18 protein-coding genes are annotated in these 16,146 nt (G+C 70.4%); 10 read left to right on the plus strand and 8 right to left on the minus strand.

Annotated features, from left to right (window positions below; all coding sequences use genetic code 11):
* Positions 1–92: 92 nt before the first annotated feature.
* From urtB to OIE53_RS06275, 5 genes are all read left to right on the plus strand, one after another.
* Positions 93–980 (plus strand): urea ABC transporter permease subunit UrtB, encoded by an 888-nt coding sequence (gene urtB, locus OIE53_RS06255; protein ID WP_327025611.1) that lies wholly within the window; start codon positions 93–95, stop codon positions 978–980.
* A complete protein-coding gene (urtC, locus tag OIE53_RS06260; protein ID WP_327025612.1) occupies positions 977–2,140 on the plus strand; it encodes an urea ABC transporter permease subunit UrtC in 1,164 nt (387 codons plus the stop codon). The genes urtB and urtC overlap by 4 nt, the downstream gene beginning before the upstream one ends.
* Complete coding sequence (gene urtD / locus OIE53_RS06265) at positions 2,137–2,904, plus strand: urea ABC transporter ATP-binding protein UrtD (RefSeq protein WP_327025613.1); 768 nt, start codon at positions 2,137–2,139, stop codon at positions 2,902–2,904. Before urtC ends, urtD begins: the two co-directional genes overlap by 4 nt.
* On the plus strand, positions 2,904–3,596 hold the full coding sequence (gene urtE, locus OIE53_RS06270; protein ID WP_327025614.1) for an urea ABC transporter ATP-binding subunit UrtE: 693 nt from the start codon (positions 2,904–2,906) through the stop codon (positions 3,594–3,596). The genes urtD and urtE overlap by 1 nt, the downstream gene beginning before the upstream one ends.
* Positions 3,597–3,790: 194 nt before the next feature.
* Positions 3,791–5,767: a cellulase family glycosylhydrolase gene (locus tag OIE53_RS06275; RefSeq protein WP_327025615.1), complete on the plus strand. Its 1,977-nt coding sequence runs from the start codon at positions 3,791–3,793 to the stop codon at positions 5,765–5,767.
* Between the two features lie 110 nt (positions 5,768–5,877).
* Here the strand turns inward: OIE53_RS06275 and OIE53_RS06280 are convergent, their stop codons facing one another.
* From OIE53_RS06280 to OIE53_RS06305, 6 genes are all read right to left on the minus strand, one after another.
* Positions 5,878–6,372: a Rieske (2Fe-2S) protein gene (locus OIE53_RS06280; protein ID WP_327025616.1), complete on the minus strand. Its 495-nt coding sequence runs from the start codon at positions 6,370–6,372 to the stop codon at positions 5,878–5,880.
* Positions 6,373–6,388: 16 nt separating this feature from the next.
* On the minus strand, positions 6,389–6,901 hold the full coding sequence (locus OIE53_RS06285; RefSeq protein ID WP_327027102.1) for a DUF6529 family protein: 513 nt from the start codon (positions 6,899–6,901) through the stop codon (positions 6,389–6,391).
* 116 nt (positions 6,902–7,017) lie between these two features.
* Complete coding sequence (locus OIE53_RS06290) at positions 7,018–7,803, minus strand: hypothetical protein (RefSeq protein WP_327025617.1); 786 nt, start codon at positions 7,801–7,803, stop codon at positions 7,018–7,020.
* Positions 7,804–7,890: 87 nt separating this feature from the next.
* Positions 7,891–8,544: an STAS domain-containing protein gene (locus tag OIE53_RS06295; protein ID WP_327025618.1), complete on the minus strand. Its 654-nt coding sequence runs from the start codon at positions 8,542–8,544 to the stop codon at positions 7,891–7,893.
* An 86-nt stretch (positions 8,545–8,630) separates the two neighbouring features.
* Complete coding sequence (locus OIE53_RS06300) at positions 8,631–8,900, minus strand: GlsB/YeaQ/YmgE family stress response membrane protein (protein ID WP_327025619.1); 270 nt, start codon at positions 8,898–8,900, stop codon at positions 8,631–8,633.
* 37 nt (positions 8,901–8,937) lie between these two features.
* The gene (locus OIE53_RS06305; RefSeq protein ID WP_327025620.1) at positions 8,938–9,363 is read right to left on the minus strand and encodes an STAS domain-containing protein; all 426 of its coding nucleotides are present in this window, start codon (positions 9,361–9,363) and stop codon (positions 8,938–8,940) included.
* Positions 9,364–9,516: 153 nt separating this feature from the next.
* On the opposite strand from OIE53_RS06305, the gene OIE53_RS06310 reads away from it, so the two are divergent.
* From OIE53_RS06310 to htpG, 4 genes are all read left to right on the plus strand, one after another.
* Positions 9,517–10,200: a response regulator transcription factor gene (locus tag OIE53_RS06310; protein WP_327025621.1), complete on the plus strand. Its 684-nt coding sequence runs from the start codon at positions 9,517–9,519 to the stop codon at positions 10,198–10,200.
* A complete protein-coding gene (locus OIE53_RS06315; protein WP_327025622.1) occupies positions 10,197–11,552 on the plus strand; it encodes a sensor histidine kinase in 1,356 nt (451 codons plus the stop codon). Before OIE53_RS06310 ends, OIE53_RS06315 begins: the two co-directional genes overlap by 4 nt.
* Positions 11,549–12,124, plus strand: coding sequence for a GerMN domain-containing protein (locus OIE53_RS06320; RefSeq protein WP_327025623.1), 576 nt, complete (start codon positions 11,549–11,551; stop codon positions 12,122–12,124). Before OIE53_RS06315 ends, OIE53_RS06320 begins: the two co-directional genes overlap by 4 nt.
* Positions 12,125–12,270: 146 nt before the next feature.
* Complete coding sequence (gene htpG, locus OIE53_RS06325; RefSeq protein ID WP_327025624.1) at positions 12,271–14,187, plus strand: molecular chaperone HtpG; 1,917 nt, start codon at positions 12,271–12,273, stop codon at positions 14,185–14,187.
* A 380-nt stretch (positions 14,188–14,567) separates the two neighbouring features.
* Here htpG and OIE53_RS06330 read toward each other — a convergent pair whose 3' ends face one another.
* Complete coding sequence (locus OIE53_RS06330; protein ID WP_327025625.1) at positions 14,568–14,810, minus strand: hypothetical protein; 243 nt, start codon at positions 14,808–14,810, stop codon at positions 14,568–14,570.
* A 13-nt stretch (positions 14,811–14,823) separates the two neighbouring features.
* On the opposite strand from OIE53_RS06330, the gene OIE53_RS06335 reads away from it, so the two are divergent.
* Positions 14,824–15,366, plus strand: a complete 543-nt coding sequence (locus OIE53_RS06335) for an RICIN domain-containing protein (RefSeq protein WP_327025626.1) — start codon at positions 14,824–14,826, stop codon at positions 15,364–15,366.
* 101 nt (positions 15,367–15,467) lie between these two features.
* Here OIE53_RS06335 and OIE53_RS06340 read toward each other — a convergent pair whose 3' ends face one another.
* Positions 15,468–16,085, minus strand: coding sequence for a hypothetical protein (locus tag OIE53_RS06340; RefSeq protein WP_327025627.1), 618 nt, complete (start codon positions 16,083–16,085; stop codon positions 15,468–15,470).
* Between the last annotated feature and the right edge of the window lie 61 nt (positions 16,086–16,146).

Consider the following 16,146-nt stretch of genomic DNA (forward strand, 5'->3'; position numbering starts at 1 on the left):
CCGGTCGGCCCAGCGCCGACCGGACCAACCCCACCCGGGCCGCGGCAGGCCCGGCCCGGGTGGGCTCCCCTCAGCAGTACGGAGTACCCACCGTGACAGTTCTCATCGGCCAACTCTTCACCGGCGTCAGCATCGGAGCGGTGCTGCTGCTCATCGCCCTCGGCCTGGCCCTCACCTTCGGCCAGATGGGGGTGATCAACATGGCGCACGGCGAGTTCATCATGGCCGGCGCGTACACCACCTATGTCCTGCAACAGGTCATCACGGCGGCCGGCTGGTCCCTGCTGATCGCCCTGCCGGTGGCCTTCGTGGTGGCCGGGGCGATGGGGGTGCTGCTGGAGTACCTGCTGATCCGCCGCCTCTACGCCCGCCCGCTGGACACCCTGCTGGTCACCTGGGGTGTCTCACTGATCCTGCAACAGCTGGCCCGGGACATCTTCGGCAGCCCCAACGTGCAGACCCGCGCCCCGCAACTGCTCACCGGCAACATCGCTCTGCCCGGCGGGATCACGGTGGCCAACAACCGGCTGTTCATCCTGGCCCTGGCCGCCGCCGCGGTGGCCGCCCTGACCGTCGGGCTGCGGGTGACCCCGCTGGGCCGCCGGATCCGGGCCGTGGTGCAGAACCGCGACCTGGCCGCGGTCTCCGGCATCCCCACCGCCCGGGTGGACCGGATGACCTTCTTCATCGGCTCCGGCCTGGCCGGGGTAGCCGGGGTAGCGCTGACCCTGCTGGGCCCGATCGGTCCCACCATGGGCACCAACCTGATCATCGACGCCTTCCTGGTGGTCGTGGTCGGCGGGATCGGTCAGCTCAAGGGCACCGTGATCGTCGCCTTCGCCCTGGGCGTGCTCCAGGCCACCGGCGAGTACCTGACCACCCTCAGTGTCGCCAAGGTGATGGTCTTCATCGCCATCGTCGCCTTCCTCCAGTGGCGGCCCCAGGGCATGTTCACCCTGCGAACCCGGAGCCTGGCATGACCACCGTCGCCCGTGATTCCCGTACCGTCGTCGATTCCACACCGCCACCGGCAAAGCCGGCGGCCGGTCCCTCCCGGCACCGCTTCCGGGCCGCCGCCGGGTTCGCCTTCGGTGCCGCGGTGCTGTTCGCCGTGGCGCCGCTGGTGCTGTCGGACTTCCGGCTCTCCCTGCTGGCCAAGTATCTCTGCGTGGCCATGGTCGCGGTCGGCATCGGCCTGGCCTGGGGGCGTGGCGGAATGCTGGCCCTCGGCCAGGGGGTCTTCTTCGGCCTGGGTGGCTACGCGATGGCCATGCATCTCAAGCTCGCCGACGCGGGACCGGGCAACATGCCCGACTTCATGCTGCTGTACGGGCAACTCGACGAGTTGCCGCTGTGGTGGCGCCCCTTCGCCAGCCCCTGGTTCGCCCTGCCCGCCACGGTGCTGCTGCCGATGGGGGTGGCCTTCGTACTCGGGTCCCTGGTGTTCCGGCGTAGGGTCCGGGGCGCCTACTTCGCCATCCTCAGTCAGGCCCTGGCCGCCGCCATGGTGATCCTGCTGATCGGCCAGCAGGGCACCACCGGCGGCACCAACGGCCTCACCGACATCCAGGGCTTCTTCGGCTACGACCTGGACGACCCGGTCAACCAGCGGATGGTGTACTTCATCATCGCCGGCACCCTGCTGGCGCTGCTGGCCCTGGCCCGGCACCTGATGCAGTGCCGCTACGGCGAACTGCTGGTGGCCGTACGCGACGGCGAGGAACGGGTCCGTTTCCTCGGGTACGACCCGGCAGGAGTGAAGCTCGTCGCGTATGTGGTCGCCGCCGGCATGGCCGGGCTGGCCGGGGCCCTGTTCGTGCCCGCGGTCGGCATCATCTCCCCAGCAATGATCGGGATCGTCCCGTCGATCGAGTTCGTCATCGGGGTGGCCGTCGGTGGGCGGGCCACCCTGCTCGGCCCGGTGCTCGGCGCGGTGGCGGTGGCCTGGGCGCGTACCGCCCTGTCGGAGCGGTTTCCGGGCGGCTGGACGTACCTCCAGGGGTTGCTGTTCGTGGTGGTGGTGGCGTTCCTGCCCGGCGGCCTGGCCTCGCTGATCGGCCTGCTCCGGCGGGACGAGGGCAAGCGGCGGTTCGGCTGGCTGCGCCGGACCCGCTGCCCGGAAGGGCAGGTGTCGTCATGACGGAGCAACTGCACGGGCTCTACGTGCGAGACCTCCGGGTGAGCTTCGACGGCTTCACCGCGGTCGACGGGGTGAGCCTGGAGGTGGCGCCGGGGGACCTCCGGTTCCTGATCGGCCCCAACGGCGCCGGCAAGACCACCCTGGTGGACGCGGTGACCGGGCTGGTCAAGGCCACCGGCTCGGTACGCTTCGGCGAGCGGGAACTGCTCGGCCGCCCGGTGCACCGGATCAGTCGCCTAGGGGTGGGGCGTACCTTCCAGACCTCGACGGTGTTCGAGGAACTGACCGTCCTGCAGAACCTGGACATCGCGGCGGGGGCCCGGCGTGGCTGGGGCACCCTGCTGCGCCGCCGGCACGGCGTCCCCGACGAGGTGGCCGAGGCCCTGGAGGTGATCGGCCTGGCCGGCCTGGCCGATCAGCTCGCCGGCACCCTGGCCCACGGCCAGAAGCAGTGGCTGGAGATCGGCATGCTGCTGGTGCAGGATGCCCGGCTGCTGCTGCTCGACGAGCCGGTGGCCGGGATGAGCCACGAGGAACGCGACGCCACCGGTGAGCTGCTGGAGCAGGTCAGCCGGGATCGGACGGTGGTGGTGATCGAACACGACATGGACTTCCTGCGCCGGTTCGCCCGGACGGTCACCGTGCTGCACGCCGGGCGGGTGCTCAGTGAGGGCACGGTCGCCCAGGTGCAGGCCGACCCCCGGGTGCAGGAGGTCTATCTAGGCCACCCGGTCGAGGGCGGCCCGACCCCTGTGGAGGCATGATGTTCAGTCTGCGTGGGGTGCACGCCGGCTACGGCCGCAGCCGGGTGCTGCACGGCGTCGATGTCAGCGTGCCGGACGACGGGGTGGCCACCGTGCTGGGCCACAACGGTGCCGGCAAGTCCACCCTGCTGCGGGTCGCCGCCGGACTGCTGCGCCCCAGTGCCGGACGGGTCGAGTTCGACGGCGAGGACATCACCCGGCTCGCCCCCCATCAGCGGGTCGCCCGGGGCCTGGCGTACGTGCCGCAGGGCCAGCAGTGTTTCCCCCACCTGACGGCGGCGGAGAACCTGCGCCTGGTCGCCGACGGCCGCCGCGACGGTGCGGCGGCCACCGCCGAGGTGCTGGACCTGTTTCCGGCACTGCAACCGCTGCTACGTCGCCGGGCCGGGCTGCTCTCCGGCGGGCAACGCCAGCAACTGGCCATCGCCCGTGCCTTGATCACCCGCCCCCGGTTGCTGATGCTCGACGAGCCCACCGAGGGCATCCAGCCCTCCGTGGTGGCCGAGATCCAGGACCGGATCGTGGCGTTGATCGCGCAGACCGGCTTCAGTGTGCTGCTGGTCGAGCAGCATCTCGGGTTCGCGCTGAAGGTGGCCGACCGCTACCACGTCCTGGAGTCCGGCCGGGTCACCTCCGCGGGGGAGGGCGGCGGCGAGGCCGAGCACGATGTCCGGGCGGCGCTGGCCGTGTAGAAGGCTGATCGACTCCGTTTCGCCGTAGTGGCGGTGTTCGGCCGGGGCTGTCACCGCCATCGCGTCGAAACGGCGGACATCCACTTCCGCTGTCGACCACTACCGCATAAGGTGACCCGTGGAAGCGCTCCCACGGTCTGTCGGGCAGGGCCGTTGTGTCGACGTTCCTCGTCACCCACCACAGAGGAAGTCGCATGTCCGCACGGAGAAAACTCCAGGCCCTGGCCACCACGGCCGTGGTGCTGCTGGGCCTGGCCGCCGCCACCCCCGCCGCCTCGGCGGCCCCCACGGCCGGCACCGCGAGCGCCGCCGCCCCCGCCAACGACTGGCTGCGCACCGACGGCAACAAGATCGTCGATGAGGACGGCAACCAGGTCTGGCTGACCGGGGCCAACTGGTTCGGTTTCAACGCCACCGAACGGGTCTTCCACGGCCTGTGGTCGGCCAACATCGAGAACATCACCCGCCAGATGGCCCAGCGCGGCATCAACATCGTCCGGGTGCCCATCTCCACCCAGTTGCTGCTGGAGTGGAAGGCCGGCCAGGCGATCCGGCCGAACGTCAACACCTACGTCAACCCGGAGCTGGAGGGCATGAACAACCTCCAGGTCTTCGACTACTGGCTGCAACTGTGCGAGAAGTACGGCCTGAAGGTCATGCTCGACGTACACAGCGCCGAGGCCGACAACTCCGGGCACACCTACCCGGTGTGGTGGAAGGGCACCATCACCTCGGAGCTGTTCTACCAGGGCTGGGAATGGGTCACCGCCCGCTACCGCACCAACGACACCATCGTCGCGATGGACATCAAGAACGAGCCGCACGGCACCCCCAACGACCCGCAGCGGGCCAAATGGGACTCCAGCACCGACCAGGACAACTTCAAGTACGCCTGCGAGACCGCCGGCAAGCGGATCCTGGCCATCAACCCGAACCTGCTGATCCTCTGCGAGGGCATCGAGGTCTACCCCCGTCCCGGGGCCACCTGGAACTCGCCGAACACCAACCCGGACCGCAGCCCCAACTACTTCTACAACTGGTGGGGCGGCAACCTGCGCGGGGTCGCCGAGCACCCGGTCGACCTGGGCGCCCACCAGGACCAGCTGGTCTACTCCCCGCACGACTACGGACCGCTGGTGTTCGAGCAGCCCTGGTTCGCCGGTGACTTCGACCGGGAGTCGCTGACCAACGACGTGTGGCGGCCGAACTGGTTCTACATCCACGAGCAGAACATCGCCCCGCTGCTGGTCGGCGAGTGGGGTGGACGGCTGGGTCAGGACGCCCGGCAGGACCGCTGGATGGCCGCGCTGCGCGACCTGATGGTCGACAACGGCATCCACCACACCTTCTGGTGCCTCAACCCCAACTCCGGTGACACCGGGGGTCTGCTGCTCGACGACTGGAACAGCTGGGACGAGACGAAGTACAACCAGATGCTCAAGCCCGCGCTGTGGCAGCACAACGGCAAGTTCGTCGGCCTGGACCACCAGGTGCGCCTGGGTGGCGCCAACTCCACCACCGGCATCAGCCTGGCCGAGCGGTACGCGGACGGCCCCGACCCGGTGGACACCACCGCGCCGACCGCGCCGGGCCAGCCCACGGCCACCGAGGTGACCGCCACCGCCGCCACGCTGAGCTGGGCCGCCTCCACCGACAACGTGGGCGTCACCGCCTACGAGGTGCTGCGGACCACCAGCGGCTCCGGTGGGGCCGGCGTGGTCACGGTCTCCGGCACCAGCTACCGCGCCACCAACCTGACCGCCTCGACCAGCTACACCTTCACGGTACGGGCCCGGGACGCGGCCGGTAACGTCTCGGCGGCCTCGCCCCCGCTGACCCTGACCACACCGGCCGACAACGGCGGTGGTGGTGACCAGGGCTGCGCCGCGACCTACCGGGTGGTCAACTCCTGGCAGGGTGGCTACCAGGCGGAGGTGACCGTACGCAACCCCGGCACCACGGCGATCAACGGCTGGACGGTCAGCTGGACCGCCCCGGCCGGCACCACCATCTCGTCGCTGTGGAACGGGCGGTTGACCACCTCCGGCACCTCGGTGACGGTGCGCAACGAGCCCTACAACGGCCAACTGGCCGCCTCGGCCAGCACCACCTTCGGGCTGACCGGCAGCGGATCGGGCGTGCCGAGCGCGCTCACCTGCGCGGCGTCCTGACCCGGTGAGCCGGGACCTCTGCCCCACCCGCCCCCGGGTGGGGCAGAGGCCGTCCGGAAAAGCGGTCCTCCCGGACGGCCCCGCGCGGCCCGGGCCTGGGTGGGCCGCGTCTAGGCCAGCCGGATGGCGTCACCGTCGACGGTGACGTTAGCGGCCGGCAGTGGAGCCCGGGCCGGTCCACTGCGTACGGAACCGTCGGCGATGTCGAACACGCTGTTGTGACAGGCGCAGGTGATGACGCCGCCGTCGACCGAGGTGACCGTGCAGCCCTGGTGGGTGCAGGTGGCCGAGAAGGCCTTGATGTCGCCCTCGGTGGGCTGGGTGACCACCACCCCGGCCGAGGCGAAGATCGCACCTCCGCCGACCGGGATGTCGGCGAGGGTGGCCAACGCCGGGGGAGCCGGGCTGTCGTCCGGGGCACCGGATCCGGAAGGGTCGGCGCTGCCCCCGGGAGCGGTACTGCCCCCGGGAGCGGCGACCGGTGGCGGGGCCGCCGCCGGCTGGCCGTACGTCGCGCAGCCGGTCAGTGCGGCCACTCCCGCCGCGCCGGTGCCGGCCAGCAACGCCCGTCGCGACCGGCAGCAGCCGGCCTGATCGTGGTTCATCTCTGCCTTTCGAAGATCAGAACTGGATGCCGAAGGTGGTGAAGTACCACACCGACGAGGTCAGGAAGATGCCGATCAGGGCGACGAAGACCACCCCGCCGACCACCGGCAGCACCCAACCGGCCAGGCCGCGTTTGGGCAGGGTGAGCATCTTGGTGGCGAACGCACCGAAGAAGAAGCAACCCAGCAGGGAGTGCATCAGGGTACGGGTGTCGTAGCCGTCGAAGCCGAGGGCGTACAGGCAGTGCACCGCGACCGGTACGGTCAGCAGGAAGGCGATCCGCCCCGACCAGCGGTGCGCGGCGCCGGCCCAGGAGGGGGAGAACCCGCCGAGCCGGCCCCACATGGACAACGCCGACAGTAGTTGGATCACCGCGAAGAAGGCCGCCCCGGTGCCCAGCCACACCTTCACCGTCAGGGGTGAGGAGAAGCCGGCCACGTTGACCGCGATGCCGGTCGGGGTGTGGGTGCGGCCGTAGACCCCCAGGGCCACCGCCACCCCCGCTCCGACCACGATCGGCACCACCATGGAGGGACGTCGTCGGGACTCGCTCGGCGGCGGGCCGAATTCGCGGATCACCTCGATGTCGGGTGCCGGCGGGCGGCGGGGCACCGTACGCACATTTCCCTGACGGTGCTGGGACATCACCGCCCTCCGGGGATTACCGGCTCGGCGACGATGGTCACGTCGTTGACCACGGTGCTGAAGAAGGCCGGGTCCAGCGGTGGGGCAGGGATCGGCTTGCCGTTCCAGGTGACGATGCCGATCTGGGTACCGTCCGGCAACATGATCCAGCCGCCGTCGATGCCGGCCTTGCGGCCCTCCTCGGTCACCCGGTAGATCGCCGGGGCGGTGCCCTCGCCGGACTTGACGACCGGCTCGTCGGCCTCCTCGTCGGCCTTCTTGTCGTCCGGCCGGGCGGTGAACTTCCAGCGCCGAACCCCGACGATCATCTCGCCGCTGGCGCTGTCACCGCGGATGATGCCGGTCAGCTTGGCGTCCTTGCCGGTCAACTCGATCTTGCCGTCGCGGACCGTGCCCGACAGCCACAGCTCCATGCTGCGGCCGTCGCACACGTACGCCTCGGCCTTGCCGCCCTTGACGGTGATGGCGATCGTGGCGCCGTTCTCCAGCTGGCCGATCCAGTTCTGCTCGACCGAGGGGGCCTCGGTGTCCTCCGGCGACTCCTCCGGCCCGTCCGGCGGCTGGATGTTGGCCGGTCGGCTGCTGTCCGGGTCGGGTTGTTCCTCCTCCACCGGGGCCTCGTCGTCGACGTCCACCTCGTCCTGCGGCGGTACGGCGACAGCCGACGGGGCGCTGTCGGCGCTCGGTTGGGTGCGCGGCGGTGATGCCTGCGCACTCATCGTGAACAGCACGGCAGCCGTCACCGCCCCCGACAGGAGGGTGAGCAACGGGGTCAGGCGCTTCATGGGCCACTCCCTTCGCCATCAGGTACGGCAACGGAAGTGGATCGGTTCAACACCGGCCGGGAAAGGTTCCCACCGATGCCGGAGTGCTCAGACGGTGATCCGGGTGACCGGTCGGCGGGCGGGGGCTTTGCGGGGCCCGGCGGAGCGGGCCCGCACGGCCTCGGCCGGGGTCACGTCGACCCGTACCACCTCGCCCACGGCGGGATCCTGGGCACGGAGCTGGGTCAGGGCCTCGTCCAGGCTGGCGAAGATCGGGAAGACCCCGTCGAGCTTCATCGTGTGCAGCACCGTACGGATGAAGCGGGACGGGGCGGCCAGGCAGAGGCGCTGGCCCCGCTCGCGTACCTCCCGGTGGGCGCGGACCAGCAGACCCAGCCCGACCGAGTCGATGACCTGCACCCGGGCCAGGTCCACCACGACTGTCCCGGCCAGGCCGACGGCCGCACGCAGCGCGGCCCGCAGTTCCTCGGCGGCCTCGGCGCTCAGGGCAGCCGCCCCGGTGAGCACGGCCACCTCCTGGCCGTTGCCGGCACCGGACTCGGGCCCGCCACCCGGTGGCAGGGTGCTGCACCGGGGGCAGCGGTGCGGACCGGTGGCGAACGGGGAGCCACTCCAACCGTGATCGGAGACCAGGGTCCAGACGACCTCGGCATCGGGCAGCACGGCGGCCATACCGGTGGTGGTGTCGCCGCACATGTCGCAGATCAGGGTCATCAGGTTGTCGTCCGGTACGACGGTCATCCTGTTTCCTCTCCGGTACTGGCGGTGCGAGGGGACGGGACAGGGATCTCGGTGCCTTCGGCGGTGGGGCGGATCCGGTGCGGGGCTCAGCGGGAGTCTGAGTGTTCCTTGCTTGCGGTGGCAAGCACGATCACCACGCCGGCCGTGGCCAGACCGGCCTGGCCGATCAGGCCCAGCAGGGTGAGCCCACGGAACCCGAGGAGCCAGGCGCTGATGGCGCCGAGCAACGCGGCAGCGGCACCGATGGTCATGGTGAGCCAGACCGGGACGTTGGACCGGCCGGGAACGATGAACCGGCCGAGCACACCGGCGGCGAGGCCGACGGCGACGGCTGCGACGATCCCGGGGACGGTCATGCTGCTCCTAGTCCTGGCAGTGGCGGGGTCCGCCGGCTCAGTTCCGCGCGGTGACGGCCGCCCGGCCGTACACCCTCGGATGACCGGTGGCATCCACGGCCGGGTCGCCGGACCCGGCCCCAGGGGCGGCGGTCACGGCAGAGGCCGGCCCGCCGTCGGTGTGCACCGACAGGATCTGGTGCAGCCGGGCGGTCTGGAGGATGCGGGTGATGCGGGGGTTGGGATCGCGTATCGACAGCACCCCACCGGTGCGGACCAGTCGGCGGTGTACGTCGAGCAGCAACCCGATGCCGGCCGCGTCGATGTGTCGACAGCCGGAGAAGTCCACGATCACCTGCTGGGGTTGCAGGGCCAGCAGTCGGTCGAACACCGCGCCGGTCTCCGGCAGGCAGGCCAGGTCGAACTCCGTGATGGCCACCTCCACCAGCGGCACGGTGCACTCGGGGCGTCGTGGCGTGGTCACGTCGCTGCCCCCTCTCCGGCGCTCCCCAGGTTGGTCTCACCCTGCCCAGCGGGGTTGGCGGGCATTGCGCGGACGTATGACAGTTGCGTGACAAAACACCCTGGCGGGGGTGGTGGTTGGTCGGTCGGCGAGGGCTTGGGGATGATTCCCGGTATGACAGCGGTACTGGTGATCGAGGACGACGACCGCATCCGGCTGGCTCTGCTGCTCGCTCTGGAGGACGAGGGCTACCAGGCGCAGGGTGCGGCCACCGCCGAGGAGGGGCTGCGGGTGCAGCGCCGGACCCCGGCCGACTACGTCCTGGTCGACCTGATGCTGCCCGGAATCGACGGCTTCGAGTGCATCCGTCAGATGCGGCGCGACGACGACGTGCCGATCGTGGTGGTCAGCGCCCGGGACGACACCCACGACATCGTCGCCGCCCTCGAGGCCGGCGCCGACGACTACGTGGTCAAACCGGTGGCGATCAAGGAGTTGACGGCCCGGCTGCGGGCCCTGCGGCGGCGGGCCCGCACGGTGAGCCCGGTGGAGGAGCCGGTGCCGGTGCTGGTCTTCGGCGAGCTGGAGGTCAGCCCCGAGGCCGGGGAGGTCCGCCGGGCGGGTGAGCCGGTGGCGGTCACCCGTACCGAGTTCCGGCTGCTCTGCGAGCTGGCCGAGCACGCCGGGCGGGTGCTGTCCCGGCAGCAGCTGCTCAGCCGGGTCTGGGGGTACGACAGCGGGGACGAGCGGCTGGTCGACGTGCACGTCGGCCGACTGCGCCAGAAGATCGAAGCCGACCCGGCCAACCCCAAACACCTGGTCACCCTGCGCGGGCTCGGCTACAAGCTGCAACGATGAGACGTCTAGGACTGCGCGCCCGGGTCACCACGGCCTTCGCCGTCGGTGCCCTGCTGCTGTCGGCCTCGATGGCCCTGGTCTCCTACGAGCTGACCCGCCGTACCCTGCTCGACGAGCGGGAACGCGCCGTGCTGCGGGCGGCCTACTACGACGCGGCCGTGGTCCGGGCCGGACTCGACACCGACAACCCGGATGCCGGAGAGGCCCTGCGGACCCTGGACACCGGCACCAGCCGGCGGGCGGTGCTGCATCTCAACGGCGACTGGTACGGCCGGGCCGCCGACAACGGCCTGACCGCCGCGATCCCCGGGCGACTGCGGGAACTGGTCAGCGCGGGGGAGCCGGCCGTGCAGCGCATCCGCGTCGACGACCAGCCGGTCCTGCTGGTCGGGGTGCCGTTGTCGGAGTCGGCATCGTTCTACGAGATCGCCTCCCTGCGGGAGCTGGAGCAGACCTTCCAGGTCCTGGCGTTGGCGCTGACCGCCGTGGCGATCATGGTGGCCGGCTCCGGGGCGGCCCTGGGCTGGTACGCCACCCGACACGGCCTGCGTCCCCTCACTGCGGTCGCCAACGCCGCCGAGCGGATCGCCGCCGGTGACTTCACCACCCGGCTGACACCGGACACCGACCCGGACCTGAACCGGCTGTCGACCTCCTTCAACCGGATGGTCGACGAACTGGCCCAGCGCATCGACCGGGACCGGCGCTTCGCTGCTGATGTCAGCCACGAGCTGCGCTCCCCGTTGCAGACCCTGGCAGCGGCGGCAAGCGTGCTGTCCCGGCGCCGGGACAACCAGGACGAGCGGACCGCCACTGCGGCCCGGCTGGTGGCCGACGAGATCGACCGCTTCCAGCAACTGGTCAACGATCTGCTGGATCTGGCCCGCAGCGACCAGTCGGTGCACCGGCAGCCCGTGGACGTGGCTGAAGTCGCCCGGCAGGCGTGCCGGGACCGGGGACTGCCGGAGACGATCGTGCAGGTGGCTGCGGACACCCCGGCGACCTGGCGGGTCGACCAGCGTCGGGTGGCGCAGGTGCTGACCAACCTGCTCGACAACGCCGAACGCCACGGCGCCGGTGCCGTGGGGGTGCAGTTGTCGCGGACGGGCGACACCGGCATCGTCGAGGTCGACGACGAGGGGCCGGGGGTGCCGGTGGAGGACCGGGAGGCCATCTTCGACCGCTTCGTCCGGGGCCGGGCGGCCAACTACCGGGGCGACGGTGACGGCACCGGCCTGGGGCTGGCGCTGGTCGCCCAGCACGCCGCCGCCCACGGGGGCGGAGCCTCGGTCGGGGACCGCCCGGAGGGTGGCGCCCGGTTCCGGGTCACCCTGCCCGGGAGTGTGTCATGACCGGCAACCGGGCCGGATTCGCCGTGGCGGCCCTGCTGCTGGCCCTGGTCGCCGCGTGCGGGGTGCCCGGTGAGGATCGGCCTCGTGCGGTGACCCCGCCCCCCGGCCCGCTGCCGTCCACCGCCACCGCCGCCCCGACCACGGCGGAGACCGGCGCGGTGACCGAGGTGCTCTACTTCTCCCGCGACGACAAGTTGGTGCCGGTGACCCGCCGCATCGACGAGGTGCCCGCGGTCGAGGTGCAGTTGCGGGACCTGCTGGCCGGGCCCACCCAGGCGGAGCGCGACGACGGCCTGACCAACGCGCTGACCGGGGCGTTGAGCAACGCCGAGGTGGAACTCCTCGACCGGCAGGCCCGGGTCACGGTCACCGCCACGGTCGCCGAGACCGGGAGCACCCACGAGATGCTGGCCTACGGGCAGATCGTCTGCACGCTGACCGCCCGCGCCGATGTCAACACGGTGGTCTTCCTGCGTGAAGGTGCCCCGCTGAGCGTCCCCCGGGGAGACCACTCACTGTCACCTGATCCCCTGACCGCCGCCGACTACGCGGCCCTGATCACCCCGCGGTGAGGGTGCCATGACGGATTTCCCCGGCTGTCCGGGGGCGGGCCGGCGTCGTGTCGGCGGGGTGGGCCGGTGCCGCACGCGGACAGCGACGACTCGTATCCTTTCCGCGAGTCGTCGTCGTGGCTGACGAGCAGAGAAAGGGACAAGGTGTGAACGATCAGGCCGAGACGTTGGAGTTCCAGGCCGAGGCCCGTCAGCTGCTTCAGCTGATGGTCCACTCGATCTATTCGAACAAGGACGTGTTCCTCCGCGAACTGATCTCGAACGCCTCCGACGCGCTGGACAAGCTGCGCCTGGCGGCGTTGCGTGACAAGGACCTCGCCGTCGACACCGATGACCTGCACATCACCATCGAGGTCGACCGGGAGGCCCGCACCCTCACCGTGCGGGACAACGGCATCGGGATGACCCGCGAGGAGGTCGTCTCCGTGATCGGGACGATCGCCAAGTCCGGCACCGCCGAGCTGCTGCGCCAACTGCGCGAGGCCCAGGAGGCGGGGGCCTCCCAGGAGCTGATCGGGCAGTTCGGGGTCGGCTTCTACGCGGCGTTCATGGTCGCTGACAAGGTGGAGTTGACCACCCGCCGGGCCGGCGAGAGCGGTGGCACCCGGTGGGAGTCCACCGGGGAGGGCACCTACACCATCGCCGCCCTGGACACCGCGCCCCAGGGCACCGCGGTGACCCTGCACCTCAAGCCGGCCGATGCCGAGGACAACCTGCACGACTACACCGCCGAGTGGACGATCCGCGAGATCGTCAAGCGGTACTCCGACTTCATCGCCCACCCGATCCGGATGACCGTCGAGCGGCCGGGCACCGACGGGGCCGAGGCCACCACCGAGACGGTAACCCTGAACTCGATGAAGGCGCTGTGGGCCCGCCCCAAGGGCGAGGTGGAGCCGGCGGAGTACCACGAGTTCTACAAGCACATCGGCCACGACTGGGCCGACCCGCTGGAAACCATCCACATGCGCGGTGAGGGCACCTTCGAGTACGAGGCGCTGCTGTTCATCCCGTCGCACGCGCCGATCGACCTGTTCTCCCCGCAGGGTCGCCGGGGTGTGCAGTTGTACGTCAAGCGCGTCTTCATCATGGACGACTGCGACGCCCTGATGCCCAACTACCTGCGCTTCGTCAAGGGCGTGGTGGACGCCCACGACCTGTCGCTGAACATCTCCCGGGAGATCCTTCAGCAGGACCGGCAGATCCGGGCCGTACGCCGTCGGCTGGTCAAGAAGGTGTTGGCCACCGTCAAGGACCTCAAGACCGAGCAGCCCGAGCGGTACCGCACCTTCTGGACCGAGTTCGGTGCCGCCGTCAAGGAAGGCCTGATCGACGACACCGACAACCGGGACACTCTGCTGGAGATCCTGTCGGTGGCCTCCACCCACGACCCGGCGGAGCTGACCGACCTGGCCGGCTACGTCAGCCGGATGAAGGAGGGTCAGAGCGACATCTACTACGCCACCGGTGAGAACCGGGCCACCATCGAGAACTCCCCGCACATGGAGGCCTTCCGGGCCAAGGGCTACGAGGTGCTGCTGCTCACCGACCCGGTCGACGAGGTCTGGGTGGAGCGGGTCGGCAGCTACGACGGCAAGACGCTGCGCTCGATCGCCAAGGGCGAGGTGGACCTGGACACCGAGGAGGAGCGTACCGAGGCCGAGGCGGAGCGGGAGCGCCAGCGCACCGAGTACGCCGACCTGCTCACCTGGATGGGCGGGGTGCTGGCCGACTCGGTCCGGGAGGTACGCCTGTCGTCGCGGTTGACCACCTCCCCGGCCTGTGTGGTCGGTGACGCCCACGACCTGACTCCGACCCTGGAGAAGATGTACCGGGCGATGGGTCAGGAACTGCCGAAGGTCAAGCGGATCCTGGAGATCAACCCGGGTCACCCGCTGGTGACCGGGCTGCGCAAGGCGTACGAGCAGGATGGTGCCAACGACTCCCTGGCGGAGACCGCCGAGCTGCTGTACGGCACGGCGTTGCTGGCCGAGGGCGGTGACCTGACGGACCCGTCGAGGTTCGCCCGGATCCTCGCAGACCGCCTGGCCCGCACCCTGTAGCCGCTGGATCGTCTGCGGACTGAGTGTCCGATTCGGGGTCGGGTGGCCACGGTGTGGCGGCACACCCACCCGGCCCCGAATCGGATGGCCCTGCCAGCGGCGATGGACCGCCGCCCTCGACTCGGTCCTGCCTGTGGCACCACACCCACTGTGAACTACGTGTAAGTCAGCTGTCCGTTATAGATCTTTCATCTGCTTCACCCGTCGATTTCTAGCCGACCGGTGAAAAGATCGTCACCAGTCCGCGTCCACAGAGGACCAACAAACGAACCGGGATGCTCCGACGGGCGCGACTTTGCCATCCGCTTGCCCGTTGTCGGCGCCATTGGCACACACGTACGGTTACGACGCCAGCCGCTCGGGTGACCAGTCGGACGAAGTCAGGGCAATCGCAGCTGGGCTGGCGGAATCGAAATCCATGCCATGCAGTAGCGAAAGTTGGGCAATATGAGGCGTTTTGTGGCGGTAATGGCGGTGTTGGCGGTGGCCGCAGCGGGATGTGGGCAGGCAGAGACGTCCAGCTCCCCGGCGTCCACGCCGACCGCATCGACGAGTTCGGCACCCCCCACCGCGGCATCCCCCAGCGCTGCCCCGTCCGCGGCGGCGGCGATCGACACCTCCATCAACGAGGAGCCGGTGGACGGTTCGGACCCCGCTGCCGTGAAGACGGTCGACGTCAAGGCGCAGCCGGCGGCGCAGGTCCCAGCCGCCGCCTCGGGGTACTACAAGCTCAAGACGGTGTTCCGCGGCGAGGACGAGTGCCTGGAAGGCAACCGGATCGACGGCAACTCGACCCTCGCCGGTGCCGCGTTCCAGGACACCTGCCAGGACGTGGACGGGCAGGCGTGGAGTTTCACCAAGCGCCCGGACGGCTACTACACGCTGCGGACGAAGTTCCTCGGCGAGGACAAGTGTCTGGAAGGTAACCAGCGCGCCGGGAAGGTCCTCGGCGGGGCCGCCTTCCTCGACACCTGTCAAGAGGTCACCGGCCAGCAGTGGAAGTTCGTCAAGGCCGGCGACAACCTCTTCCGGCTTCAGACGAAGTTCCGGGAGAAGGAAGGTGAATGCCTGGAAGGCAACCGGCTCGCGCCGGAGTCCGTCCTGAAGGGCGCGGCGTTCATGGACAAGTGCCAGAACGTCACCGGCCAGCTCTGGTACGTCACCGCGATCCCCGCCTGACGCCATTGCCCCGATCGGAGGGGTCCGGACCGCGGTCCGGACCCCTCCGCGCTGTGCTGCCGGCCGGCAACGCAGGGTCCAGGCCGCGCAAGCTGGGCCGTTCAGGTGGGCACGATCCGTCGGGCCTCGGCCGAGACCTCCGCGGGGTACGGCGGGTCGGCGTCGAGGATGCGGTGGGCGATGCCGGTCCGCAGCGCGGCCACCCTGATGCCGCCCGTGCCGTCCGCGACGACGTGGTCGGGGTCGACCTCGGCGAGGGCGGTCACCGCGACCGCATAGATCTCCCGCACGGCATCCTGGGGTGGGTTTTGCAGCGCCATCGTCAGTTCGCCGGAGGTGATCCGGCTGCGCAGGCGGGTGTCCCAGAGGTGGACGAAGGATGCGATGTCGGCGACGAGGGCGAGGTCACCGAGTTGTCGAGCCTCGGCGGTGACCACGGCCAGCCAACGCCAGGGCCGGTCGATGCCGAGGTCGCCGGTCTGGTGGATCAGGCGGACGTTGCGCATCAGTTCATCGAGATCGGCGACGCCCCCGCCGGCCTGGACCACCGCCGTACCGGCCGTGCACATCCGGTCGTCGTCGCCGAGGCCGGCGAGGAAGGCGCTGACCACCTGCCGCGCGGCCGCCAGGTCGCCCGGTGCCAGGGTAGGTGGTGGCGGATACGGCAGTTCTGGCGGTGACTGCTGCGGCAACTGCCGGCGCCGTCTGAAGATGCCCATGTGACCACTCCGTCTCGTTCCGGTCTGCCGTCCACTCGTGGTGGGAACAGGAATTCTGACG

Origin of the sequence: Micromonospora sp. NBC_01739, from assembly GCF_035920385.1 — a bacterium.
In the GTDB taxonomy this organism is placed as follows: Bacteria; Actinomycetota; Actinomycetes; order Mycobacteriales; family Micromonosporaceae; genus Micromonospora.

Excerpts from the sequence above, each read along its gene's own strand:
- urtC (WP_327025612.1), top strand. The coding sequence starts at position 977 with ATGACCACCGTCGCCCGTGATTCCCGTACCGTCGTCGATTCCACACCG.
- urtD (WP_327025613.1), top strand. The coding sequence starts at position 2,137 with ATGACGGAGCAACTGCACGGGCTCTACGTGCGAGACCTCCGGGTGAGC.
- urtE (WP_327025614.1), top strand. The coding sequence starts at position 2,904 with ATGTTCAGTCTGCGTGGGGTGCACGCCGGCTACGGCCGCAGCCGGGTG.
- OIE53_RS06275 (WP_327025615.1), top strand. The coding sequence starts at position 3,791 with ATGTCCGCACGGAGAAAACTCCAGGCCCTGGCCACCACGGCCGTGGTG.
- OIE53_RS06280 (WP_327025616.1), bottom strand. The coding sequence starts at position 6,372 with ATGAACCACGATCAGGCCGGCTGCTGCCGGTCGCGACGGGCGTTGCTG.
- OIE53_RS06285 (WP_327027102.1), bottom strand. The coding sequence starts at position 6,901 with ATGGTGGTGCCGATCGTGGTCGGAGCGGGGGTGGCGGTGGCCCTGGGG.
- OIE53_RS06290 (WP_327025617.1), bottom strand. The coding sequence starts at position 7,803 with ATGAAGCGCCTGACCCCGTTGCTCACCCTCCTGTCGGGGGCGGTGACG.
- OIE53_RS06295 (WP_327025618.1), bottom strand. The coding sequence starts at position 8,544 with ATGACCGTCGTACCGGACGACAACCTGATGACCCTGATCTGCGACATG.
- OIE53_RS06300 (WP_327025619.1), bottom strand. The coding sequence starts at position 8,900 with ATGACCGTCCCCGGGATCGTCGCAGCCGTCGCCGTCGGCCTCGCCGCC.
- OIE53_RS06310 (WP_327025621.1), top strand. The coding sequence starts at position 9,517 with ATGACAGCGGTACTGGTGATCGAGGACGACGACCGCATCCGGCTGGCT.
- OIE53_RS06315 (WP_327025622.1), top strand. The coding sequence starts at position 10,197 with ATGAGACGTCTAGGACTGCGCGCCCGGGTCACCACGGCCTTCGCCGTC.
- OIE53_RS06320 (WP_327025623.1), top strand. The coding sequence starts at position 11,549 with ATGACCGGCAACCGGGCCGGATTCGCCGTGGCGGCCCTGCTGCTGGCC.
- OIE53_RS06330 (WP_327025625.1), bottom strand. The coding sequence starts at position 14,810 with ATGGAGGTGTCGATCGCCGCCGCCGCGGACGGGGCAGCGCTGGGGGAT.
- OIE53_RS06340 (WP_327025627.1), bottom strand. The coding sequence starts at position 16,085 with ATGGGCATCTTCAGACGGCGCCGGCAGTTGCCGCAGCAGTCACCGCCA.